The organism is Nafulsella turpanensis ZLM-10 (assembly GCF_000346615.1).
In the GTDB taxonomy this organism is placed as follows: Bacteria; Bacteroidota; Bacteroidia; order Cytophagales; family Cyclobacteriaceae; genus Nafulsella; species Nafulsella turpanensis.
On sequence record NZ_ANNU01000006.1, the window covers coordinates 114907 to 140227 of the forward strand.

Consider the following 25321-nt stretch of genomic DNA (forward strand, 5'->3'; position numbering starts at 1 on the left):
AAAATGAATTTCCGGCCTTTTGCATCAAATATTAATTTTTGTATTAAAAAAACTTGTAACGCTCGTCCTCTATCTCGGCAGCTTCTCTCACCGCCTCGGTAATCAGGTACGGAATTCGGTTAGAGCGGCTCTGCTGTAGCTGCTCCCGGTAAGCATTGTAATCGGCAATTTCCGGCGCCATTGTTTTAGCGAGTGTCTTAACCACAGCCACACCATTTTGCGTTTCGAGCGGCTCAGATACCTCTCCTGGCTCTAAAGCAAAGGCTGTTCCTACTACTTTAGGAGCAAAGCCAATGGTTGGCAGCGAAAAGTCACCCAGCTTAAGGTCGCTGGCGGTGTATACTTTGGCATCAGGGCCAAAAGCGGCAGCCATTTCTTCGAGTGTACCAGCATCAATAGACGCGAGTTTTTCTTTTATTATCGCTGCTTTCTCTTCATTCTTTACTTTAGCTATCAGCTCGTCTCTAACATCGCTTAAGGAGGCAACACCTTTTTCCGTCGCATCTGTGAGCACTGCCACTACATAGCGATCTTCCAGCTCATACACTTCCGATACCTCACCAACAGAAGTATTCTCGTTGTATGCCCACATTACTATCGGACGGGCCTCATACATATCATTGATGCGGCGCTCATTCTGGCCAAGGTTTCTGGCAGTAAAGACATTTAAAGAATCCTCTTTCACCTGAGCTTCGAAAGATTCCTGATCTTCCACTGAAGAAGCAAACATTTCTGCCTGGCGATACGCCTGGTTACGGGTGGCCTGGCTTGGCGCAAGCTCTGTTTCTACCTTTGCTACTTTATAAACCGTGTTTGTTTCAGGCTCGGTTACGTTAATCAGGTGATAGCCATAGCTGGTTTCTACTACACGATTTACGAGTCCCGGTTCATCCTGTCCGAAAACTGCATCGTTAAAAGACTCTACCATTCGGCCTTCGGTAAACCAGCCAAGGTCTCCTCCACGTGAAGCAGAAGGATCATCGCTAAATTCTCTTGCCAGAGTTGCAAAGTCTTCGCCATTACGCAATCTCTTTAAAAGGGCCTCTGCTTCTTCGCGGGCTGCCGCTCTTTCTTCTTCAGGGGCGGCTTCAGGCGCAGAAATAAGGATATGGCTGGCTTTCGCGCGGGCAAGTGTATCTTCAGCAATTTCACTCACCTTGTACAACACATAATTGTTTCCATTCTGGAATGGACCGTATACTTCTCCTTCCTGCAGGTTGTTTATGTTAGAACGCAGCTCTTCCGGGAGCTGGTCAGGGGCATAGCTGCCAAAAGCCTGCGTACCCTCAGTATTGTTGAGGGCAAACAGAGAGTCATTCTGTGCGGCCGCAAAGTCTCTCTTCAGCTCGCTTAGTTCTCGGGTAAAGAGTTCTCTGTCCTCTGCTGAAGGCTGAATTGGAATGGTCACATATTTAATGGAACGTCCCGCTTCGGTCTCATACTCATCCTGATGAGCCTGCAGGTAAGCCTCTAGTTCAGCTTCTGTTACTTCTACAGCCGAATCGCTTACAGCATAGTAAGGTACATACAAATATTCAACCTCTGCCACGCTGTTCTGCTTCATGTATTCTCTTTTAGCCTCTGCGGTAGTTACATAATCGCTGTTAATGAGCATATACTCATACTTAAGGCGCTTACGGCTGGGGCGCAGGTTCGATTCATATGCATACCACATAGCCTGCTGCTGCGGAGGCATGTTCTGCACATTTTGCAGATAGTTGATGAGCATATTGCGGTCGAACTCTCCGGTTTCCGGATTCACGAATGACTGCTTCAGTTCCGGGCTGATATTATTACCCTGTACCATGTCCACCACTTCTTCGTCTGTTACAGCCAGTCCTAATGCTTCATATTGCTTGGCAAAGGCTTTTTCAGCTATCAGTGCTTCCCAGGCCTGCGAACGAATGGCCGAACGCTGGTCTTCAGTAAGGTTTCTGCCTCCATTCTGGAGCACAAACTGAGCTTCCAGCTCATCCATTTTCGCCTGAAACTCCTCGAGGGTCACTTCCTCCCCTGCAATCTCGCCTACCGTTCTGTCCACATCATTAAATAAAGTAGACTGCGGGCCCAGCAGGTCGGCAATAACGAAAGCAAGTATCGATACTCCCACCGCTATCACCACAAGGGTGCCCATTTTCTCTCTGATTGTGTTTATCAATGCCATTTTTTTCTTTTTAAAAGAGGCGCAAAATAATTAGAATAAGTCGTAATGTCAAAATTTAGAAGCACTTAGAATGTACTTTAGAAGGCTATTTTTTATTTGATTTTTCTACATTTAATAACTTTCGGAAAACGGCTTACTTTTTAACTGTTATCGCCCGAAATTATTTCCATATTTACCGTATCAATACGGTTGCCCTGAATACTAAGTACTGTAAATTTATACTCTTTTATGGTAATCTCTTCCTGCACTTCGGGTATATCTTCCTTCACCGACAGCAGGAGCCCCCCTACTGTGTCGTAATCGCCGGTAGGAAGATTCCAGCCCCATTTATCGTTCAGGTAATCAATTTCCTGCCGGGCACTCAGGCGGAAGGTAGAAGGGCCTATCTGCTGCTCAATCAGCTCTTCCACATCGTGCTCGTCCTGTATTTCTCCGAATATTTCTTCGATAATATCTTCAATACTTACAATACCCGAAGTTCCTCCAAACTCATCTACCACCAGCGCAAGACTTTTATGCTCGGTAATAAACTGGATCATCAGCTCATTGGCCAGCATTGTTTCCGGTACAATAATAATAGGGGTAAGAATAGAGGCAATATCCTTGGGTTTTTTAAACAGCTCCAGCGAATGGCAGTAACCAATAATATCGTCGATGGAGTCGCGGTATACTAATATTTTGGAATGCCCGCTTTCCACAAAGGTTTCCTTTAAGGTTTCGATATCTTCTTCTACATCTACCGCCTCAATATCGGTACGCGGAATCATACAGTCGCGCACCCGAATGGTTTTAAACTCAAGGGCATTGTTAAATATCTTGGTATCTACCAGCTCGCCGTCTCCCCTCCTGTCATCCTGTGAAACGACATTTCGCTGGATAAAATTGTTAAGATCCGTTAATTCGAATACCGGCTTATCTTCGGAATACGGAAGGCCAAATACTTTCCGGATAATAAATTCTGACAGGCTGATAATAATCCACACCACCGGGTACATGATAATCCAGATGAGGGTAATAGGAATGGCAAAAACGTTTAGCAGCCAGTTAGGATTGAGCAGAAAAACGCTTTTGGGCGTAAACTCAGCCGTAATCAACACCACTAAAGTTGATACGATGGTTTGAAGGAGCAGCACCAGTATATCGGCCAGCTCGGGATTAAGATTATGCGGCAGCATACGAGCAATAGGCGGCTCCAGTAGCAGCGCCATAAAGTAGCCATACACCACCAGCGAAATGGTGTTACCAATAAGAGTGGTACCAATAAAACTGGAGGGCCGTAGTACAAAACGGCTCAGGATTCTTCCCGCCAGGTCCCCCTGTTTGCGCTGTAGCTCGATCTGCAGCTTATCTGCAGACACAAAGGCAATTTCTATACCTGAAAAAAAGGCAGAGAATATAATAGAAGCCAGAATAATGTATAAAATCTGTAATTCCATAAGTTGTTAGCGCCCTTACTTCTTCCGCTTTCCTGGTTTTTTACCTGGTGTTTTCTCCTGTTCCTCTTCCTGCCTGCGCCGCCGGTAGTTGTAATAAAGCAGAAAGCCCACGCTTATCATAAACCACAAATAGGAGGGCCCAAGACCATAATTCATGATCTCGTATATCCCAATCACCAAAAACCCAACGCAAAGCGAAAGAATAATGATATCAGTTCTGCCCATCTTCTCCTCCTTCCTCTTCTTCCCCTGCACTCTCCTCCTCTTCATCTTCCAGCACTGTACTACCGATAGGTTTAAGAATGGTATAGGAGGAGAAATCCTGCGCAGCTTCCAGTCCCTGGCCTTTCAGGGTGTCCATGCCTTCGATAATGGTAACATGTGAGCGGGTATACACTTTTTCTTCAGGCTGTGACCAGTGGAGGGTATCGGTAAAGAGCTTTCTGTTACCTTCTACCCCTACCACCTGCACATTGCCTATACCGGTATAGCGGTCTTCCTCACTAAACAGGAAACCATAATCGGCCTGCAGGGTGGAGGAGACACTACCATCACTCTCATAAAACTCCAGGTAAAGACCCTCCGGAAATTCCCGGTCGCCGTTTTCATACTCAAATTGCTTGGGCGCCTCCACCATAATTCTTACGATGGCCGAATCGCTGTAGAGCGTACGGACACTATCGGCTTCGATGAGTGGCCCTTCATAATCAGCAGCAACTTCCTCTTCGGCCTCCTCACCACAGGCAGCAGCACCCAGCAGGGCCCATGCGGCCAGCAACACAAGCAGATTTTTTAACTTTTGCATAAACAGAAAAAGCGGCTAATAAAAACTAGCCGCTTTATACTTCAAATATAAGAATTATCTTTTTCTTAATGTCACTGTCTCGTTAATCCAGCAGCCTACAGTAACCTGATCGCCTACTGCTTTATTTTCAGTAAAAATCTCTTCGGCAGAAGGGAACTGCTTTGCCGCAACCGCCATCGCAGAGCTATTTCCTGCTTTCTCATACATTTCGTATGCAGCAATAAAGATGGCGCGGTCCTGTACAAGGCTTTTCTGCTCATAGCACTCCTGGCTGTTCAGGTACAGGTTACCAATATGGGTATAAGCTTTAGAGGCAATGTTAGGATCTGCTTCCATTGCTTTATAGGCCATAGCGCGGGAATCTGACTTACGGCCAAGCTTGGCAAAAGTCTGGGCAAGTTCGAAGTAAATTTCGCCTTTTTCCACATTACTTTTAGCCATTTTTGCTGCTTCCTCGAAATACTTTTCTGCAGCAGCATAATCTTTCTCCTCCAGTTTTTTCTGGGCAAGATGCTTGGCAAGCCCAAGGGTAGGCTCATTATTGTAAATAGTGGTCAGAGCAGTCATGTACAACTCTCCATCTGAGCAACCGCCTGCTTTGAGCAGTTTAAAGGTCTTCTTGGCAATCTCTAAATTCTGAGGATCTGCTTTTAGTTTAGGACCAAAGTTGCTCTCTACAAACTGGCAGTCGATGGTAACAGTTTTCACCAGCAGGTCGTCTACAATGGCCTTATACTTCTCAATACGCTCCACGTCTTTCCCTTTGGCTATATAGTTATCCAGAATAGCAATTACCTGGTCGTAATGGTCAAGAACCTGCTCGTCGGTTAATGCCTTATCATCGGAAGCTTTATAGCGACGTACCACATCCATAAGCGCAACGGCATTGGCATAAGAAGTTTTATCTCCATTCAGCTCCACTACCTTCTTTAAAAGAGAGTAAAGCTCCGGCAATTCTTCTTTATCGTCTTTATTGTACTTATAAGCATAAAAAGCTTTATTATCGATTACATTTGCTTCATCGCCAAAGTATTTTACGCGCAGGTCGTAAAGTACAAGTACAGAATCCTCATATACTTCTTTTTTTGCCGGGTCTTTCTCAGCATCAGCAAGCTCACTGTAAATTTCTGAGCCGTTAATATAGATAGAAGGATTTAGGTCTGGCGCATTTACCAGTAACCAGTACAGCGCATCTGCAGCTTCGCGGTACCTGCCCATTGTTTTGCTATCGGTATAGAGGGCATTTTTCGCAGATGCCGTCTTTTTATCTTCAGGCCAATTCCATCCGGACTGCTGCGCCTGTGCCAGGCCGAAGCTTCCTAATAAGAATGTCAGTAGTAAAATTGCTTTCGTTTTCATATTTGTTCTGCTTAGTCGTATTTAACTTTTGTAAACCATCTGTCATTGAAGGTGATTCCCAGGCCAAGCCTGAAGTACCGCTCCCTCACTAAATCATTGTCTGTTGTTCCTCTCTGGCCAAATAGGAAGGTGGTATGAATGCTGGAAGCATTGCTAACCGGTAAGCTTATTCCAAAATTTATGCCAAAGTCATTTATATTTTCTCTATTTACGACAAATGGTGTTTTTTCATACTGTAACCCCATTCTATACGTCATCCTTTTATAATAGGTTCCGGCTTTTGCCGAAGCATAGTCAGGGGTCCACTCGCCGCCTACGGCTACCCGGTAGCTCTTTCCTAAGTTTTCCTCCGGATTGCCTTCAAAACCGCGATAATCCTCCCAGTTTTGCCATTTAAAATCGGCACCTATACTATAATGGTATAACTTTTCGTAGGCAAGACCGGTGCCAATACTGGCCGGCAGAAAATACCTGCCTTCCGTTGTTTCAAGAAGACTGTCAGCAGGAGCAGGCATATCTACCGACCCTGCACGCTCAATCCTGCCGGAGCGGGTAGCACTTAAATCAGCTTCTAAATCATAAGTAAAGCCAGCCGTTAGAAAGTGGTTTTCTTTTCCACTTATGGGTTGCCGGTACGCAAGGCCACCGGCAAACAGCACATCTGAAAAGCTTGTAAGGCTATAATACCTTGCCACATAAGCAGGCACACCCGGATTTCGGTTTATGATGGAGGAGGTAATTTCTTCATTAATAGCGCCAAAAATATAAGAAGCCCGCAGACCGGCCGAAAGTCCTTTATATATTTTAAAACCAGTAGCTGCATAAGCCTGGCTGGTACCCCCGGAGCCGGTAAATGCAATTAGTGAAAGAGCCTCACTGCCCTCAATAGGTCGTTCAGTAATCATATTATAATTTACAGTACTGTATGGAGCGAGGCCGGCGCTAAAGGTGATTTTCTCGTACAGTATGGGAAAGGCAATGGCAACATAATCGAGTCCGCCGCTACTGGTTCGGTCCTGCTCTTCAAGGGTGGTTAACTCCCGCGACTCCAGGCTCAGCCCAGCCTCAAAAGAGGTGTAATAGCTATTACGAACCAGCAGGGCCGGGTTCATATTATTCAGGTACAGGTAATGGCTGTTCGCTATTCCAACCCCTCCCATTCCCACATTGCGGGCCGTAGCCAGAGAGTTCAAAGAACCTAAACCAATTACAGTATAGGGCGACTGCCCTACCTGGGCAAAGGCTGTATGTAAAGAACAAAACAGAACTAAAAATAACAGGCTATATTTCCGGTGCATTATATCGTAATATCTCATTTAACCCAATCAGGACCAATTCGGGGACTACAAAGATGGGCCGATTTATTTTACTTTCAAAGAATTTGGCATCCCCGCCACAAATTAATACATCGGCTTTTCCGGCATCCGCCTCGAACTGCCGAATCATTCCTTCTATTTCGGCACTTAATCCGTTCACTACACCACTTAACATAGACCCGCCCGTGCTTTGCCCCAAAAGTGGGTTTTGCTCGGGCACATGGTCTATTAACGGTAAGCGGGCTGTAAAATTATGCAGCGCCTTTAACCGCATATGCAAACCGGGCGAAATGGCCCCGCCCCTGTAGGTGGCCTCTGCATCTACAAAATCGTAAGTAATACAGGTTCCGGCATCAATTACCAGCACTGGATGTTTTTTCCGGTATACCCAGCCTCCCACAGAAGCCGCCAGCCGGTCCGCCCCCAGTGTTTCCGGCGTCTCGTACTTTTTCTGCAAAGGTACCGGCAGGGAAGGGTTGAGCACCAGGCAGGGGCATATTTTCTCTATTTTGGCCTGCAGGGCTTCGGCTGCAGCACTCACTGAGCCGATAATTGCGGCCTTGGCTCCTCTTTCCGACGCCCATTGGGGCAGGGCCTCTAGTGGCAGCCCCTCTTCCATCTCAAGCAAATGGGTTCCATTGAACAAGGCAGCTTTGGTTCGGGTATTTCCTAAATCGATGGCAACATTCATAGGCAGGAATTTATTATTATCTTTATGGCGGTGCCCGAAAGGCTCCTTTTAGCCACCTAAATCTATAAAAATAAAATTGAATTTATGGCAGAAACGACTGCAAGCTATACCGTTCTGGGGGTTATGTCGGGCACTTCGCTTGATGGACTGGACCTTGCCTGCTGCCATTTAGAGAAGCAGGGCAATGGTTACCAATTTCATATTCAGCAGGCGACAACGATTCCTTACTCCGCTGCATGGCAGCATACCCTGGGCACGCTCGTCCACTCTTCTGCCCTGGAACTTCAGGAAGCTCATATAAACCTTGGCAGGTACATTGGGCAGGAGGTTCGCAAATTTATGGAGCAGCATCAGCTAAAGCCGGAGTTAGTGAGCAGCCACGGGCATACTATTTTTCACCAGCCGCAAAAGGGCTTTAGCCTGCAAATTGGAGACGGATACCATATTATGGTCGAAAGTGGCTGCCCCGTTGCCAATGATTTCCGTAGCCTCGACATTGCCCTGGGAGGACAGGGGGCGCCCCTTGTACCTGTTGGAGATGAGCTGCTGTTTGGCACCTACGACTTTTGCCTCAACCTGGGCGGTATTGCCAATGTATCGGCCCGCCGGCAGGGAAAGCGTGTGGCTTTTGATATATGCCCGGTGAATATGGTGCTCAATTACCTGGCTAAAAGAGAAGGACAGGCCTATGATGCCGGTGGCGAAATGGCTGCGAAGGGCAAAAAAGACGATGCGCTGCTACAAAAGCTTAATTCCCTGGACTTTTACCGCCAGGAGGGCCCGAAATCTCTGGGATATGAGTGGGTAAATGCAGCGGTTTTTCCGATGCTGGAGTCTGCCACTCTTTCCACAAACGACCTTCTCCACACCTTCTGCCTGCATATTGCGGAACAGCTTTACCTTGCACTGCTGCCGCTGGCACCTGTGGTACAGAAACAAAAACTGTTACTTACAGGCGGTGGAGCTTTTAATACTTTTCTCATCGACTTGCTAAAAGAAAAACTTGAGCCGCTCAACATAATGGTAGTTGTTCCGGAAAGGCAGATAATTGAATACAAGGAAGCGCTTATTTTTGCTTTGCTGGGTGTGCTCCGGCTCCGCGGCGAAATAAACTGCCTTGCCTCGGTAACGGGCGCCCGCCGGAATAGCTGCGGAGGCCAGCTGTACGGGAAAATATAATATTTTTTTTAGTTTTGCCCTGAATCCAATCATCATGAGAATGAAAGCACTGCTTGAGAAGTTTGAAAATAAAAGACCTGAAATTGTTTTTGAATGGAAAGATCCTGAAACAGAAGCCGAAGGCTGGGTAGTCATCAATTCCCTCCGTAATGGTGCTGCCGGCGGCGGCACCCGTATGCGCCAGGGCCTGGACCGGCACGAGGTGGAATCTCTGGCCAAAACCATGGAGGTAAAGTTTACGGTATCGGGTCCGGCCATTGGTGGCGCCAAGTCAGGTATTAATTTTAATCCGGCCGACCCTCGCAAGCAGGGTGTTCTTGAACGCTGGTACAAAGCGGTTATTCCGCTCCTCAAAAACTATTATGGTACCGGCGGCGACCTCAATGTAGATGAGATTCATGAAGTAATTCCTATTACCGAAGATTACGGGCTCTGGCACCCTCAGGAAGGTGTGGTTAACGGCCATTTTCAAGCAAGTGAGCCACAGAAGATTCAAAAAATAGGCCAGCTGCGCCAGGGAGTGAGCAAAGTTATTGAAGATGCAAAATACAGCCCTGCCGTAGAAGAAAAATATACGGTAGCTGATATGATTACCGGTTTTGGTGTAGCGGAGTCGGTAAAACATTATTACCATTTATGGGGAGGTGAGCTACAGCAGAAAAGAGCCATTATCCAGGGATGGGGCAATGTTGGCGCCTCTGCAGCCTATTATCTGGCCAAAATGGGGGTTAAAATTGTAGGTATTATCGACCGCGATGGGGGCCTTATTCGCCCCGAAGGAATTCCTTACGAGGAGGTGCGCTCGCTGTTTCTTAACCGGGAAAGAAATACGTTAAGGGCGGAAGGACTTATTCCGTTTGAAGAAATCGATGCCCGCATCTGGGATGTGGAGGCCGAAATATTTATTCCGGCAGCTGCCTCGCGCCTGGTAAGCCAGCAGCAGATTGAACGTATGATAAAAGGAAAGCTGGAGGTGGTAAGCAGCGGGGCTAACGTACCTTTTAAAGATCAGGAAATCTTTTTTGGCCAAACCATGGAGTATACCGATGAAAGGGTAAGTATTATTCCTGACTTTATTGCTAATTGTGGCATGGCCCGGGTTTTTGCTTACCTCATGAGCGATGAGGTGGAGGTAACCGATGAAGCCATTTTCACCGACACCTCCGATATTATCCGTCAGGCCCTGGAGCAGGTTCATGAAATCAACTCCGATCGAAGGGGCCTGGCACAATCAGCCTTTGAAATTGCCTTAAAGGAACTTGTATAAGGACAATGTTATCATTTTAAAAGGGCTGTGTTAAGCCTGTATTAAATTTTTCCTGTTGTAGGGATTACCACATAATTCCGGTGGTGTGGAACTGCCGTTGAAATAAAATTTCGATTAGTTTTACTAAAAAATTAATCTAATTCTTATTTTTAGGCCCATAGTTCCACTCTGCCACCAGTAAAAGGTGTTTAAACATTAAAAGCCTTGTGGGTATCACCATCCTACATGGACTTTTTTTTTGATGGGACCGCATTTATGGTCAGGTGTAGAAAGCAATTGCCGATGAAAAAATTTATTTCCTATATCAAACTGTTACTCATTACTCTTACCCTGCTCTCTGCAGGTAGTCTAAGTTCCTCTCCGGCATATGCCGGAAACAACCCGACAGCCCTTGCTGTACAGGAAGCTCCCCAACACCCTGCCGAAGAGGAGGAGGAAGTGCATGCGGAGGAGGTGCATCCGGAAGAAGAAGCCCATGAGGATGGCGAACACTCCATAGCCCAGGCACCCATCTGGATGGTAATTCCTTTTGTGCTTTTACTACTGATGATAGCCACCGGGCCTCTATTCTACGAGCACTTCTGGCATAAAAATTATCCACTGATTGCAGTGGCCCTGGCAGCCATTGTGGTGCTTTACTATATCTTTTACCTCCTCAATGTAGCCAGCGTAATTCACGCGCTCTTCGAGTACATTCAGTTTATTGCCCTACTGGCCTCTCTCTATATTGCCTCCGGAGGTATACTCATTAATGTTGACAAAAAAGCGGCCCCCGCCACCAACGTTGGTTTGCTGTTGATCGGTTCGGTACTGGCAAACCTTATTGGTACCACCGGTGCCTCTATGCTCCTGATTCGTCCTTTCATCCGGCTGAACCGGGGCCGCATAAAAGCTTACCACATTGTCTTTTTCATCTTTATGGTGAGCAATGTAGGTGGTTCTTTAACGCCAATCGGAGACCCGCCACTCTTCCTGGGCTTTCTTAAAGGCATTCCATTCTTCTGGACCTTGGAGCATAACTTTTTGCCATGGCTACTCGCGCTGGCCATACTGGCAGTAATGTTTTACTTTGTCGATAAGCGGAACAAGGAAGGTCTTGATGAGGCGGAAAGCGAACAACCGGAGCATTCAAATAAAATCACCATTATCGGGACCCGAAATTTCGGGTGGCTGGCCATTATTATTGTGGCGGTGTTTATCGACCCCAACGTTTTTCCTGAGTATGTGCCCGGCATCCATTATCATGGGCAGGTCTTTTCCTACATTCGCGAAATAATAATGTTTTCGGTGGCTTACCTTTCCTACCGCTTTGCAAGCAAGGAAGCACTTTCCTCCAATGACTTTAACTTTGAGCCCATCCGGGAAGTAGCGTTTATCTTCATCGGTATTTTTGGTACCATGATGCCCGCCCTGGAGCTGGTAGGAAATTTCGCCCAATCGGAAGAGGGTGCTGCTCTTATAGGCCCCAATACCCTCTACTGGGGAACGGGAACGCTCTCTGCTTTTCTTGATAACGCCCCTACTTACCTGAACTTCCTGGCCGCGGCCATGGCCTCTAAAGGCGCCGAACTTACCAATATGCAGGAGGTTATTGCCTTTGCCCGTGGCGCCTATCCTGATTCGGTGCTGGAACTGAAAGCTATTTCCGTTGCCGCAGTGTTCTTCGGTGCCATGACTTATATTGGTAACGGACCAAACTTTATGGTGAAGTCTATTGCGGAGCAGATTGGTATTAAAATGCCTTCTTTCTTTGGGTATCTAATCCGCTATTCTGTTCCTTTCCTGCTCCCGATTCTTGTAATTACCTGGCTGGTCTTTTTTGCCTTTGTAAATTAAAAAGCTTCCGGCAGAAGGCTCTTCCTTCTGCCGGATTTATACCTTCTATAGCCCATCTCCAGCAGTTAGCGAACTTTAATCAAAAACATGTCGTTACAATAAGTGTATATACAAGTAAATACTTATGCGACTGGAAGAAGAAATTCAGCAGGAAAGCTTTGAGTCGGAACATCATAAACTGATGGTCAATCTTCTTTATACCGGTAACTGGGTAGCGGCCCTGAATAAGAAGTTCCTGAAGCCATTCGGACTATCGCCGGAGCAATATAACCTGCTCAGAATTTTAAGAGGAATGAAGGGAGCCCCTGTAACCGTTGCTACCTTAAATGAGCGAATGCTCGATAAAATGTCGAATGTGAGCCGCCTGGTAGAGAAACTTCGTCTCAAAAAGCTGGTCGAAAGGCAGGAAAGCAGCGAAGATCGCCGGCAGGTTCATGTTTCTATCACCGAAACAGGGCTGGCGCTACTAAAAAAGACCGACCAGATGATGCCAGATTTAATTCGCCGCTTTCAATCGCTCGATGAGCAGCAGGCAAAGGAATTAAACGCTCTCCTGGATCAGTGCAGAAACAACAACCGAAAAATTTAAAATACGATACATGAAGACCACATTCCATAAAGCCGACAGCCGTGGCTTCGCCAATCATGGCTGGCTTAAATCGCACCACACTTTTAGCTTCGCAGGTTACTATGATCCTGAAAGAATCAATTTCGGGATGTTAAGAGTATTAAATGATGACTGGGTGGCACCCGGCAGAGGTTTTGGCGAACATCCGCACGATAACATGGAAATTGTGTCCATTCCGCTTCAGGGAACCCTTGCTCATTCCGATAGTGAAGGTAATGCGCATCCTATCAAAACCAACGATGTACAAATTATGTCGGCAGGTACGGGCCTTACTCATTCGGAATTTAACCATTCGAAGGAGGAACCGGTGAGCTTTCTGCAGATATGGGTATTTCCGAAGGAGCGAAACATCAAGCCCCGCTACGATCAGAAAACCTTCGACCCCGCCAGCCGACTGAATAACTGGCAAACAGTTGTTTCGCCGGAGAAAGACAGTAAGGAAGCGCTATGGATTAACCAGGATGCCTGGTTCTCTCTTAGTACACTGGAGGCAGGAAAAGAGCTTCCGTATCAGCTCCACGGCCAGCAGCAGGGGGTTTACTTATTCGTGCTCAGTGGTACAGTAGAGGTGGCAAACCAACGCCTTGGGCAGCGTGACGCCATTGGCATTAGCGAAACCGATGCGATTACCGTAAAAGCAACCGAAAACAGTGAGCTACTCCTGATAGAAGTGCCTATGCACAGTCGCTAAGCCATAGTGATAAGAGCTGCTAAACAGTTGGAGTAAAAGAATATAAAAAAAGCCTGTTTCTCACGAAACAGGCTTTTCTTCTGGAAGGGTTGAAGAGAGAGAGGGTATGTCTTTATATTGCCTTACCAATTAATCCACACCCGGTAACCCTTTTACTATTGCCATACTTTACACATTAATACGCGCCAGCGCAAAAAGGTAAGCGGTCTAATCTGTTTTTTATCAAAAACCTCCTTTTAAAGCTCATGGAACAGGATAAAGTAAGCTCCAGTATCCGGGTCATAGAATCCTGTACCATGCCAGCAGGCGAGTCCTCTTACACTAAAGGAACCGCTTTAGCTCTGATATACAAAAGCCTGCTTTTTTTTATTCCTTTCAGTAGAAAGCAGCACTTCCTACTCCTCAAAACATGGTGCAAAAAGCACTTATTGCTGGTCGCCGAATAAATTATCATGCAGGCTATTAAGGGCCTCGTTTTTAAATTGCGCATCAATGAGGATAGAAACATTATGCTTGCTTCCTCCATAACTAATCATGCGCAGGGGAACGTGGTGCAGTGATTCGAGGGCCCTGGTAACAATCCCTCTCTGCTCGGCCAGCTGATAGCCAACCAGGCAAATAATAGCCTGGTTCTTATCTACCTCCACCTGGCCCAATTCACTCAGGTCTGATACAATCTGGCCCAGGTGAGAATTATCGTCGATGGTAAGCGACACGGCCACTTCGGAGGTGGTAATCATATCAATGGGTGTGCGATAGCGCTCAAACACTTCAAAAACATTCCTCAGGAAGCCATAAGCCATAAGCATACGACCGCTCTTTATTTTGATAGCCGTAATACCATCCTTCGCGGCAATAGCTCTTACCCCGGAGCTTTCTGTTTCAGTCCCGATGAGGGTACCTTCCGCTTCGGGCTCCATGGTATTGAGCAAACGAACCGGGACATTGTATTTTTGCGCAGGCAAAATACTGGAAGGGTGCAGGATTTTAGCACCAAAGTAAGCCAGCTCCGCGGCCTCATCGAACGACAGTCTGGCAATAGGATGGGTATTTTTAACAATCCGCGGATCATTATTATGCATACCGCTGATGTCGGTCCAGATTTGCACCTCTTCTGCATGCAGCACACCGCCAATCAGGGAAGCGGAATAGTCGCTCCCACCGCGTCTGAGGTTATCGACATGCCCCAGGTGATTTCGGCAAATAAAGCCCTGCGTAATAAATACCTTTTTATCCTTAAAACTGCTCAACTGCTCACGCAGGCCTTCCTGTATTTTATCTAATACCGGCTCTTTATGGTCGTCTATCACCATAAAATCGAGGGCGGGTAAAAAAACAGCATTGATTTGCTGCTCCTGCAAGTACAGGTGAAACAGCCTGGTGGAGAGCAGTTCGCCCTGGGCCAGGACTTCCTTCTCCTCCAGGGTGGTAAAGCCTACTTTGCGCAGGTTCTTCAGGAAGTTGAAGTGCTCCTCCAGTACCTCCTCAGCCTGCTTTCGCTCCTCTGCCTGCGTCAGAAGGTTACGTACAAATTCTTTGTACTGTCCATACAGGTCATCTATGGCAATAGCAGCTTTCTGCTCTTCTCCGGCACGTAAATGCTCGCTAATGCGCACGAGGGTGTTGGTGGTGCCGGATACAGCAGAGAGCACCACGATTTTTGTCCCGGCTTCCCGGCTTATCAGCCTTGCCACATGCTGCATTCGTTCGGGAGTACCTACAGAGGTTCCTCCAAATTTGAGGACTTTCATATGTTTTTAGTCTTTAGTCTTGGGAAGAAACTGAAAATCAGGTTTCTTTTTAGTCTGCTCCTTTTCCCTTCTGAATAAAACGAGGAAGGGGATTCTTCTACAACATTTAGAAACTAGCGGTTACTGTCTTATTTTTTGCTGCATTCCCAGCATTTTAATGGCTGTAATGGCTGCTTCATCTCCTTTATTGCCATGCTTGCCACCTGCCCGGTCGAGTGCCTGCTGGAGGGTATTAGGAGTAAGCACGCCAAAAATTACTGGCTTGTTAAAGTCGAGGCTTACACGGGTTAAGCCATGCGCTACCGCATTGCAAATAAAATCGAAGTGCTTGGTTTCTCCCTGTATAACACACCCCAGGCATATAACCGCATCAATTTCCGGCTGTTGCGCCATCCATTGTGCTCCCAGGCTTAGCTCATAGCTGCCGGGAACTGTTTCGCTGATAATATTTTCTTCGCGGGCTCCATGTTCTTTCAGCGTTTCTACAACGCCGTTATATAAGGACTCGGTTACCTGCTCATTCCATTCCGATACGACTATGGCAAATTTCTTATGAGCAATGTTAATAAGGTTTTTATTGCTGTGGTCGCTCAGGTTTTTAATTGTGCTGGCCATATGATTGTGTTAATGGGTTTATACGCTATTGTTCTCACCTGCTTTCGGCAGATGTATTAGAAGCATTTCTTTAGGTATATCAATATATACTTCGCCTCCATAAGTGGTGGAGATTTACCTCCTGCTGCTCCTTTTACGCTTATCGCAGCGTCCCCTGAGGGTAAAGCCCACTGCTTCAAAGGCATAAAATAAAAAAGGGATAAAGCATCTCAACTTTATCCCTTTATACATTCGTATTCCTTTCAGGTATTAGTTTGATGCCATTGCTTCCAGCCTTGCCTTCTGTTTTCGGGCATTCTCGTACTCATTGGCACCTACGTATTTTTCTGTTATTTCTGTATAACGGCTCAATGCAGCCTCCAAATTACCGGCAAGCTCATAGGCAAAGCCTGCCTGTGAGAGGTAAAGTGGTGTAAAGAACTCGTTTGGCTTGTAATTAGCCGCTTTATCGTAGAACTCGGCAGCAGTGGCATAATCCTCCAGCTCCATATAAGCATCGCCGATAAGGGCATAAGCACGGGCCTGCACCAATAGGTCATCGGAGCTGAACTCCTGCAAATGCTCAATGGCTTCATTAAACTCACCCTGTTTCAGGTAAGCAACACCGGCATAGTAATGCGCCAGGTTGGCGGCATCTGTCCCGCTGTAGTCATCGATAATTTCCAGAAAGCCGGGATAATTACCGTCGCCATTGAGGGCCTGGTTAAGGCTGTCGGCTTCAAAGTAATAGATAGCCTGGAACATATTTGTCTGGGCCTCCTGGTTCTGGTTGTTCATATAGGTTTTATAGGCAAAGAAACCTGCCACGATTAAAACCAATACTCCGCCAATACCAAATACCAGCTTCTTATTCTTTTCCAGAAAATCTTCTGTTCTGCTTAAACGCTCCGCCAGTGCCTCCGGATTTTCCAACAGCTCGTTACCGCCTTTAGCGTTTTGAGTCTTCTTTTGTTTTACTGCCATTATACAATATTTAAGGCTGCAAATCTATGCAATTATTGAAATAAATAATAGCCTTTCTCAGATTAATCCTCTAGGTATGGGTAATCTTCCTGTGCATATACATCGCGATAAGCTTCTGATGGATCCGGGTAGTCAGATTCTTCGGCAAATTTCACGCATTCGGCCACCTGCTCTTTTACTTTATCCGAAATCTTTGCCAGCTCATCTTCATTTGCAAAGCCTTTTTCGAGTATGGCTTTCCGCACCTGCTCGATTGGGTCTTTTCCTTTGTACTCGGCCAGCTCTTCTTTAGTACGGTACTTGGCCGGGTCGGACATAGAGTGTCCTTTGTAACGGTAAGTGCGTAGCTCGAGCAGTGTTGGCCCTTCTCCCTTGCGAGCACGCTCTGCTGCCGCTTCAAAAGCATTATGGACTTCCTCCACACTCATGGCGTCTACCGGCTCGCTTGGCATGTCGTAAGCCGACCCCAGCTTGTACAGTTCCGTTACATTAGAGGTTCTTTTTACAGAGGTACCCATGGCATAGCCATTATTTTCAATGGCAAATATAATAGGCAGCTTGTAATGCATGGCCAGGTTAAGCGCCTCATGAAATGCACCCTGCCGCACGGCACCATCGCCCATATAGCACACACAAAGGTTATCTGTTTTATTGAATTTTTCGGCAAAGGCAATTCCTGCACCCAGCGGCACCTGCCCGCCTACTATACCATGGCCTCCAAAAAAGTTATTCTCTTTATCGAACATGTGCATAGAACCACCTTTCCCCTTCGAGATACCGGTTTCTTTTCCATACAATTCGGCCATAATAGTCCTGGGGTCGCTGCCAAGGCCAATCGGGTGGGCATGGTCGCGGTACGCTGTAATATATTTATCTCCTTTTTTTAAAGCAGATACTGCTCCTGCCACACAGGCTTCCTGGCCAATGTAGAGGTGGCAAAAGCCTCGGATTTTCTGCTGGCCATAAAGCTGCCCCGCTTTTTCCTCGAACTTCCGCATCAGCAGCATGCTCTCAAACCAGGTCATGTAGGTCTCTTTCGAAAACTTATCTTTCTTTGCTCCCGATGGTGCACTGTTACCCTTCTGCTCTTTGCTCTTTGCTGTCGCCATATTAAAATTTAATTACCTTTAAATATACATCACTTTAGTATCATACTCATATACAGAGCATTAAGCATCTCCTCTTTCTGCAAAGAACCTATAAAAAGTAAACATTATTAAAGAGAATAGTTTTACTTTTGAGCAGCCCTTTTCAAAGCAGCCCGGCACTTTTGCACGAATCCCGGTTTAAATACCTGGAAACGCCACTGTATATAGTTGAACTTTGCGAAATTAAGTAAAAACCTCTTACAAAGAAAAAATTAATGCACCTTGAATCGCTGGAGTTGCTAAATTTTAAGAACTACGAAGAAATAAACCTGCAATTTTCGCCGGAAATCAACTGTCTGGTAGGAAGTAACGGAAGCGGCAAAACCAATATGCTGGATGCTATCCATTACCTGAGCCTTACAAAAAGTGCTTTTAACCCCATAGATGTGCAGAATATCCGGCACGAAAGCGATTTTATGGTTATCCGGGGCATGTTCCGGAAAGAAGACAGGCAGGAAACCATCCAGTGCAGCCTGCAGCAGGGGCAGCGAAAGGTGCTCCGGCGCAATAAAAAAGATTACGATAAAATGAGTGAGCATATTGGCCGGTACCCGGTGGTGCTCATTGCCCCTAACGATACCGATGTAATCCGGGAAGGAAGCGAAACAAGACGAAAGTTCTTCGACAGCATCCTCTCACAAATCGACCAGCAATACCTGCTGTGGCTCCTCCAGTACAACCATGTACTCAAGCAGCGAAACAGCCTGCTGAAGCAATTCTCCGAAAATAATACCTTCGACCGCGACCTGCTCGAGCCTTACGACCGGCACCTGCTCGAATTTGGGCAGCTGCTCCTGAAGGCCCGCAGGGACTTTCTGCAGGACTACCTTCCCTATTTCCTGAGCCACTATCAGAACCTGTCGGAAGGCAAAGAAGCAGTGAGCATCCGCTACGAATCCAATATGGATGTAGCTAACCCGGAAGCTGAGCTCAGGAATAACCTTCGGCGCGACCTGGCCCTGCAGCGCAGCAATATCGGCATCCATAAAGATGATTTTGTTTTTGAAATTGACGGGCACCCGCTGAAGAAGTTTGGCTCACAGGGTCAGCAAAAAAGCTTTCTCATTTCCTTAAAACTCGCTCATTTCGACAGCATACGCCAGCACAAGGGCTACAAACCCATTTTGCTGCTCGACGATATTTTCGACAAGCTAGACGACCACCGCATTGCCAAATTAATGGAGCTGGTAAGCGGCCACGCCTTTGGGCAGCTGTTCGTTACCGATGCCCGCCCCGAAAGAACCGAGCGAATTTTTCAACAATTAAGCGATACTGAAGTTAGGGTATACAGAATAGAGGCCGGGGAGGCCAGGAGAATAATGGCTGAATAGCCAGAAGGATTGGTATGCCCACACCGTTAGCAAATAACTACAGGGTATTGTGGATAAGTGGAAAACTTTAATGCCCTGACGGTAGCATTTCTTAGCAGGCGGCTTATTACCTTCGTTATTCTCAGTAACCAAAACGCGCACCTCATGCATAAAAAGTATAGCTCCCGAAAAGCAGAAGTATTTACCATGAAAGAAGCCGTGCAGGACCTGCTGAATACCTACCGACTAAAAGATCGTTTCGACGAAGCCCAGCTGATTAGCTCCTGGGAAAAGATTATGGGTGCACCCATTGCCCGCCGCACTAATAAAATTTTCATCAAAAATAAGGTGATGTTCATCGAACTCAAGTCGGCTCCTCTAAAACACGAGCTCAATGGAAGCAAGAGCAAAGTACTTGCCCTTTTCCGCGCCGAATTTGGGCATGATATTGTAAATGAGGTGATATTTATTTAGCAGCCGGCTTTTCTCCGCTGCTTTACGATCTTTAAAAAGAGACGAGGCTTTAATTTTATTCTCAGCTACCTTCTTGTTCTCTTTGAACCCCTTCCACATTTCGGAGAGAAGAACCTTCTCCCTCTCCTGCCGCGGAAGATTTTGGAATAACTGACCATTTACCCGCAGGCTCAAGCACTATAGCCTCTACCTCTTCCATTGAACCAATTCCCTTTTGCCTGATTACTCCCAATAATTCTTTCCTTGTTACCCGATTCTGGTGGAGGTTACCATCCAGGAACTTCCCCCGGTAAAAGAGCAGGGAAGGATCTGACTTGAGTACCTTTGAGAAGGAGGGCCACTTTACATCCAGATAAGCCATGATATACTGTAAAAAGATGAGCAGGACAAAGGCGGCGGCGCTTTCTGCCAGCGATACCCCTTTTGCGGTTATGAGGCGACCAAAAGTAGAGCCAATGGCAATGGTGATGACAAAATCGAATCCGCTCATCTGGGCCAGTGTACGCTTCCCCGAAATTCTAAGCAGGATAATGAGTATGATGTAGGCCAGAGTTCCAACCACAAAAATCCGGAGAATAGGCTCCCATCCGCTAAAGAAAAAGTTTACTTTATCCATGTCTATCAATTAATTCTGCTGAAAAGGGCTTTTGCCACTCCCGGGCCAGCGAAAGCCGTTGGCAGTCACCTGGCCTTTTAATAATTTTCGTCTTTTCTCCTCTCCTTCCAGCGCCTTTTTAAACTCCTCTTCACTTACAACAGGCAGCCCTGCCTGTTTCAACTTTTCTAAATCGGGTGGCGAAGGAACATCTGCTGAGGGCTGGATAGCGGCCATTTTAAGCGTTTCTAAATAGCTGTCTACTGAAGAACGAGCCGATTTCAACAGCGCTTTTGGTGGCCGGTATTCCTCTTTTATGCCAAAGCGAATGAGCGTAAGTGCTTCATCAAAAATGGCAATAGTGGGAGCACTGTCCCGCTCCGGAATAGCCCCATGGTAGCGGTGCAGAATAGGATAAGCTAACTGCTGAGTCGTGAGCTGTCCGATTTGCTGCAGAATGGACATAATCTGCGGATTCAGTCCACGAAGGGTCCCATCCTCCCATGCATTTAAAACAATTTCTTCTGATGTCTTCCCTAAACCGGCAATCTGGCCGGCCAGGGACCTTTTCTGCGTTACCCCCTGAACCACCGACATTAAAAAGCTCACCACCAGGGTAAACATAAAAATACCGCTCACCGTGGTAAAAGAAGCCGCCACTTCCCATCCATCAGTCGCAGGATAATAGTCTCCATTCCCCATGGAGGAAAGAGTGTAAGCTACAAAATAAATTATCCCTGACAGATCAGTAGAACCATGAGGCCGTGAATATTTCAGTGAATCATAGTCAGAGGCAAAAACCATGACCCAACCACCCCAGAGCATCAGCACCCATGCTACAACGGTAATAGTATGAATACCTGGTCCGGCTAAGCTGAGAGTCCGATGGTTGTAATCTTTTACCACTTTTTGAGTAACAGACCATAAGCCCTGGCTCATCCTGCGGGCAAAAGGACCCGCGCCACCATCTACCCAAAGAGAGGTCCAGAGTGCATCAACAAGAGTAAAAACAACAAGAAGGACACCGAGAGAAAAAAGCAGCCAGTTCATATTTTTCTTTTAGGAACAGGCAAAAGTCTAATTTGTTGGCACATGAAAGGAAGCCTTCTGTTCGGGAGAATACAGGCTTATTACCCTTCTTACAACCCGGTAATCCCGGTCAAAAAGCTGGTACATGTCATCCAAAAAATAAGAAACCGTATTACCTACTCAGCAGCAATTAAGTTACTTATCCTCTCCATGGGTTATTGACGAAACAGAGAGAAAGAAGGTAATTATTCCTTATTTTTCCGAAACTACTCTTGCAAAAAAGTCACTAATCTGTAAAAAACTGAAACTTCTCCAGCCGAAGGCAGTTAGCACCCGGATCAGCGTTAGCCAAAGCAGCTTTTTTTTAAATAAATATTTCACAAATAATAAGGTACAAAAATAAAAGCTAGCGACCACACAGGCCATTGCACCCTAATAACATATGTGCCTATTTTACAATCAGTTACAGTAAATTATTCTATACTATAATTAGTATTTTACGATTTTTTATTTTTACTTTGCTAACACACTTCGGGTATTATCCGGAGAATGTTTTTCTTCTTAATTATTGGTTTAACCAATTAATTTTTTGAGCCTGTGGAAACAGATTTTTACACCCCAAATTTGGTAGTCTTTCCCTCAGTCGCTCAGGAAATGCGCCTGGAAAATTCTTTAGCCGCCCCAGCAAAACAAAGATCCTTTATTAATAGGAGACATCAATGTTTTTTCCTGTTTTATGCGTGTGTAGCTGTTTTGGAGTGCTTTTTCTCATGAATTATTAAAACAGTAAGATTAAATAACTAAAAAGTTTCTGTTCCCATTTTAGCATTTTCACTCAAAGCACCCCATTCGGGCAGGGCTACCCCTTTGCCTACTCCCAAAGCAGTTAATCTGCCTGCATCTGTTCATCGAGGTACTTTCGTGTATCTCCCCCTTATTTTTTAAAACTCCATACCTTTTTTATTATGAAAGATTCTTACAACCGGACCGGGAAAAATCCCTGTCCTAACACACCCCACACATTTTTTCATTGCTTCTTCAGGAGGCATTTAAAAGCAGAATTTACACTACTTACCGCATTTTTATTGTTGTTGGGAATGGCTGTTCCTCTTGCATCTACAGGACAGAGCATTACAGTCGATGGTAATCCTGGTGACTGGGCCTCAATTTATGACCCAGGCAGCACTGTAACTGTAAAATCTTTAAAAAGAGACGCTAACAACACTGGTGATGATCAATTTACTATGGGCTCCCAAGATAGAGATCCGCTACAGGAATGGACATGGAACATTGGTAACACCAACGACAAAGGAGACATTTCCAATGCTGGAGCAGCCTTAATTGGATGTAACTTGTATTTTTTCGGAGACCGAACTGCCATTAATGGAGATGCACAAATTGGCTTTTGGTTCTTTAAAGATGAGGTTGCTCCAATTGGAACCCCACCTAGTGGCTTTAGTGGTGAGCACCAAATAGGGGATCTCTTAATTCTTACCCACTTTACCAATGGAGGTGGTGAACCTTTGATTTCAATTTATGAGTGGGTAGGTTCTGGAGGATCACATGGTGAACTAAATGAGATTACAGGCAAAACTAGCAGCGAAGACGCCATGGTTAACAATCAATTATATCCTGTGCCTTCTGTAACATTTGAGGGCCAAACCTGGAGCTATGCTCCAAAGAGTGGTGGACCTGGCTATGTTACCGGTTCATTTTTTGAAGGAAGTGTAAACTTATGCGATCTCTTTGGAAGCGTTCCCTGCTTTTCAAGCTTTTTACTGGAAACAAGGAATGCTCCTTCGCTTAATTCATTACAGGCCTCTTTACAGGACTTAGCATGGGGTAACTTTGATGTAACTCCAAGTGTAACTGTGGATGATCAAGTAGTATGCGAGGGCGGAACAGCAGAGTTTACCGCGACACCACATGGCGGTGTTGGAACGCTTGAATATTCCTGGAAGATTGGAGACGGAGCTTACAGCACCTATTCTACAAGCAATACCTTAAGCATACCAAATGCCACAGAAGGAACCGCTGTATATGTTAAAGTAAGAGGTAGTAATGGTTGCGAATCAGATCCGGATGAGGGTGAGCTGACTGTAAACCCCCTCCCTGCGCTACAAAATGCAACTGCTGATTTCTGTGCAGATGAGCAGAGCAATACTACCTTAGCTGATTTCAATGATGAGATTGGAGCTCTTTCTACTGATGATGTTGTTTGGTACAGCGATGCGGCACGAACTACTATGGTTACATCAACAGGCGATTTAGCTGCAGGCCCTCATACCTTCTATGCTACTGTTAGCCGCTCTTACGCAGATACAGATAGCGAAAGCTGCCACAGCGAAGCAGAACTAGCTATTGAAATTCTTGAAGCGCCTGCGCTACAAAATGCAACTGCTGATTTCTGCGAAGGAGAAATGGTAGGAGTTGCTTTAAGTAGCTACAATGATGAGATTGGAGCTCTTTCTACCGATAATGTTGTTTGGTACAGCGATGCAGCACGGGCTACCGTTATTGAAGACATGCAAGATTTAGCTGTAGGCTCTCATACTTTCTATGCTACTGTATCTCGCGAATACCCTGAAGAGAGCTGCGATAGCGAAGCAAGCCTGACAGTTAATGTGGAAGCCTGCAGCAAAATTAAGCTGAGAAAGCTTACTGATGGAGTAGTCGATCCAACAATGCAGTGGTCATTTACCATTTCTGGTGGGGATTTACCACAGCCAATAACTGAAACAGTAGCAAACGATGCAGATGGTATGTTGTTTGAAAGCTTAGTCCTAAGCAAAGACCAGACTTATACCATTTGTGAGACAAATGTTGGCGCAGCATTTACAGTCTCCATCAAATACAGAGATGCTAATGGTGTTCTTCAGGATGTTTCCTGGTACGATCCGCAGGTAATAAACGGCGGTGGCGACTTTAACCAGGGAGAAGCTATTGGCAACTACTGCTTTGAGATCGGCGCAGGCACCAGCATTCCACTCCCGCTAAATACCTATGGAAGCGATGAACTAGATTTAATCTTCCTTGAATTTGAGATTAACAATATACCACCTCCAGGCGGCAATGCCCGTACCCCAGGCTACTGGAAGAACTGGAGCTCCTGCTCAGGTGGCAACCAATATGATAAAGTAATGGAAGCCAGAGAAAATGGTGGCGAAAAAGCAGACTTTTGGCTACTGGATGATCATTTACCTCATACTTTATGGACAAGCGGCACATCCAGTTTCACCCTTACTACATGTAATTTAGCAGTACTAATCTTAGATGAGCGACAGAATGATGGAAGGAAATATGCAAAAATGGCTAGTGATGCTGCTTACAAGCTGGCAAAACATTTAATGACGTATCAACTAAATAAAAATTCTGATACCTATGAATGCGCAAGCGCAGCATTGGCTGCGGAACAGGCAGAGGCCCTTCTGGCCCAGTATGGTTTTGATGGCACTAAAAGCAGTTATATTTCCAATAAGGGCAAAGGTGGCGGAGATCCAAATTATGCAATAGCGCTTGACCTTGCCAAAATACTGGATGCATACAATAACAACCTGCTCTGCGGCTCTCAAACTTCTTCGGCAGCAGCTCGCATCTCTGATGGCGAATTTAAGGCACCTTCCGACCTTGATAACTCCCTGTCGTTGATAGCCTTTCCAAATCCTGCAAGAGAGGTAACCACTATCCGGTTCAGTTCACCAACCGCGACCCAGGCCGTACTGCAGGTATACTCTATGGATGGCAGACAGCACAGCATCCTGTTTAATGGAGAAATGGAAGCCGGAAAGGTATACGAAGAGCAGCTACAGCTGAATAAAGATTCCGGCAGCATGCTCTTCTACATTCTGCAGACAGAATTTGGCAGCCAGACTGGTAAGATTGTAACCATTAGGGAATGATGAGCTTCCTTTGAACAAAGGAATTATCCCTGGCATACGCCAGGAGAGAACTAACCAAAAGCGGTCCGATACCTTCGGGCCGCTTTTTTCTTGGCTAAGAAAAGCCCCGGACAATTAGATGGAAACGCTCCTACACTCCCGAAAGGGCTTCTATATAAAAAGAAG

General features: G+C 46.0%; 22 protein-coding genes. 9 read left to right on the plus strand and 13 right to left on the minus strand.

The annotated features are described in order from the left end of the window. Positions 1 to 43: 43 nt before the first annotated feature. The 7 genes from F752_RS0103265 to F752_RS0103295 form a co-directional block, all read right to left on the minus strand. Positions 44 to 2164 carry a peptidylprolyl isomerase gene (locus tag F752_RS0103265; protein ID WP_026135484.1) on the minus strand — a complete coding sequence of 707 codons (2121 nt, stop codon included), beginning with the start codon at positions 2162 to 2164 and terminating at the stop codon, positions 44 to 46. Between the two features lie 140 nt (positions 2165 to 2304). Then, on the minus strand, positions 2305 to 3600 hold the full coding sequence (locus tag F752_RS0103270) for a hemolysin family protein (RefSeq protein ID WP_017730302.1): 1296 nt from the start codon (positions 3598 to 3600) through the stop codon (positions 2305 to 2307). 15 nt (positions 3601 to 3615) lie between these two features. After that, entirely contained in the window at positions 3616 to 3825 is a 210-nt protein-coding gene (locus tag F752_RS0103275; protein WP_017730303.1) for a hypothetical protein, read from the minus strand. Further along, a complete protein-coding gene (gene lptC, locus F752_RS0103280) occupies positions 3812 to 4405 on the minus strand; it encodes an LPS export ABC transporter periplasmic protein LptC (RefSeq protein WP_017730304.1) in 594 nt (197 codons plus the stop codon). Before lptC ends, F752_RS0103275 begins: the two co-directional genes overlap by 14 nt. Positions 4406 to 4459: 54 nt before the next feature. After that, positions 4460 to 5764: a tetratricopeptide repeat protein gene (locus tag F752_RS0103285; RefSeq protein ID WP_017730305.1), complete on the minus strand. Its 1305-nt coding sequence runs from the start codon at positions 5762 to 5764 to the stop codon at positions 4460 to 4462. 11 nt (positions 5765 to 5775) lie between these two features. After that, on the minus strand, positions 5776 to 7080 hold the full coding sequence (locus F752_RS0103290; protein ID WP_152425008.1) for a hypothetical protein: 1305 nt from the start codon (positions 7078 to 7080) through the stop codon (positions 5776 to 5778). Beyond that, on the minus strand, positions 7046 to 7771 hold the full coding sequence (locus tag F752_RS0103295; RefSeq protein ID WP_017730307.1) for a type III pantothenate kinase: 726 nt from the start codon (positions 7769 to 7771) through the stop codon (positions 7046 to 7048). Before F752_RS0103295 ends, F752_RS0103290 begins: the two co-directional genes overlap by 35 nt. 84 nt (positions 7772 to 7855) lie before the next feature. On the opposite strand from F752_RS0103295, the gene F752_RS0103300 reads away from it, so the two are divergent. The 5 genes from F752_RS0103300 to F752_RS0103320 all read left to right on the plus strand — a co-directional run bounded on the left by F752_RS0103300 (position 7856) and on the right by F752_RS0103320 (position 13372). Beyond that, positions 7856 to 8950: an anhydro-N-acetylmuramic acid kinase gene (locus tag F752_RS0103300; protein ID WP_017730308.1), complete on the plus strand. Its 1095-nt coding sequence runs from the start codon at positions 7856 to 7858 to the stop codon at positions 8948 to 8950. A gap of 40 nt (positions 8951 to 8990) precedes the next feature. Further along, on the plus strand, positions 8991 to 10217 hold the full coding sequence (locus F752_RS0103305; protein ID WP_017730309.1) for a Glu/Leu/Phe/Val dehydrogenase dimerization domain-containing protein: 1227 nt from the start codon (positions 8991 to 8993) through the stop codon (positions 10215 to 10217). A 282-nt stretch (positions 10218 to 10499) separates the two neighbouring features. After that, positions 10500 to 12053, plus strand: coding sequence for a sodium:proton antiporter (locus F752_RS0103310; protein WP_017730310.1), 1554 nt, complete (start codon positions 10500 to 10502; stop codon positions 12051 to 12053). A gap of 124 nt (positions 12054 to 12177) precedes the next feature. Next, positions 12178 to 12642 (plus strand): MarR family winged helix-turn-helix transcriptional regulator, encoded by a 465-nt coding sequence (locus F752_RS0103315; RefSeq protein WP_017730311.1) that lies wholly within the window; start codon positions 12178 to 12180, stop codon positions 12640 to 12642. A gap of 10 nt (positions 12643 to 12652) precedes the next feature. Then, entirely contained in the window at positions 12653 to 13372 is a 720-nt protein-coding gene (locus tag F752_RS0103320) for a pirin family protein (protein ID WP_017730312.1), read from the plus strand. 425 nt (positions 13373 to 13797) lie between these two features. Here the strand turns inward: F752_RS0103320 and F752_RS0103330 are convergent, their stop codons facing one another. From F752_RS0103330 to pdhA, 4 genes are all read right to left on the minus strand, one after another. After that, positions 13798 to 15123: an aspartate kinase gene (locus tag F752_RS0103330; protein WP_017730314.1), complete on the minus strand. Its 1326-nt coding sequence runs from the start codon at positions 15121 to 15123 to the stop codon at positions 13798 to 13800. Between the two features lie 120 nt (positions 15124 to 15243). Further along, the gene (ribH, locus tag F752_RS0103335; protein ID WP_017730315.1) at positions 15244 to 15738 is read right to left on the minus strand and encodes a 6,7-dimethyl-8-ribityllumazine synthase; all 495 of its coding nucleotides are present in this window, start codon (positions 15736 to 15738) and stop codon (positions 15244 to 15246) included. A gap of 249 nt (positions 15739 to 15987) precedes the next feature. Further along, positions 15988 to 16701 carry a tetratricopeptide repeat protein gene (locus tag F752_RS0103340; protein WP_017730316.1) on the minus strand — a complete coding sequence of 238 codons (714 nt, stop codon included), beginning with the start codon at positions 16699 to 16701 and terminating at the stop codon, positions 15988 to 15990. A 62-nt stretch (positions 16702 to 16763) separates the two neighbouring features. Next, positions 16764 to 17810, minus strand: a complete 1047-nt coding sequence (gene pdhA / locus F752_RS0103345; protein WP_017730317.1) for a pyruvate dehydrogenase (acetyl-transferring) E1 component subunit alpha — start codon at positions 17808 to 17810, stop codon at positions 16764 to 16766. Positions 17811 to 18064: 254 nt separating this feature from the next. Here pdhA and recF point away from each other — a divergent pair, with 254 nt between their 5' ends. Both recF and F752_RS0103355 read left to right on the plus strand, forming a co-directional pair. Continuing rightward, positions 18065 to 19180 (plus strand): DNA replication/repair protein RecF, encoded by a 1116-nt coding sequence (recF, locus tag F752_RS0103350; RefSeq protein ID WP_017730318.1) that lies wholly within the window; start codon positions 18065 to 18067, stop codon positions 19178 to 19180. Positions 19181 to 19324: 144 nt separating this feature from the next. After that, positions 19325 to 19633: a DUF721 domain-containing protein gene (locus F752_RS0103355; protein ID WP_026135485.1), complete on the plus strand. Its 309-nt coding sequence runs from the start codon at positions 19325 to 19327 to the stop codon at positions 19631 to 19633. A 61-nt stretch (positions 19634 to 19694) separates the two neighbouring features. On the opposite strand, the gene F752_RS0103360 is transcribed toward F752_RS0103355, so the two are convergent. Beyond that, positions 19695 to 20249, minus strand: coding sequence for a DUF421 domain-containing protein (locus F752_RS0103360; RefSeq protein WP_017730320.1), 555 nt, complete (start codon positions 20247 to 20249; stop codon positions 19695 to 19697). A gap of 9 nt (positions 20250 to 20258) precedes the next feature. Continuing rightward, positions 20259 to 21278: a potassium channel family protein gene (locus F752_RS0103365; RefSeq protein WP_017730321.1), complete on the minus strand. Its 1020-nt coding sequence runs from the start codon at positions 21276 to 21278 to the stop codon at positions 20259 to 20261. Between the two features lie 42 nt (positions 21279 to 21320). On the opposite strand from F752_RS0103365, the gene F752_RS26185 reads away from it, so the two are divergent. Beyond that, complete coding sequence (locus F752_RS26185) at positions 21321 to 21479, plus strand: hypothetical protein (RefSeq protein ID WP_017730322.1); 159 nt, start codon at positions 21321 to 21323, stop codon at positions 21477 to 21479. A gap of 875 nt (positions 21480 to 22354) precedes the next feature. Then, positions 22355 to 25156, plus strand: coding sequence for a T9SS type A sorting domain-containing protein (locus F752_RS0103385; RefSeq protein ID WP_152425009.1), 2802 nt, complete (start codon positions 22355 to 22357; stop codon positions 25154 to 25156). Positions 25157 to 25321 lie beyond the last annotated feature (165 nt).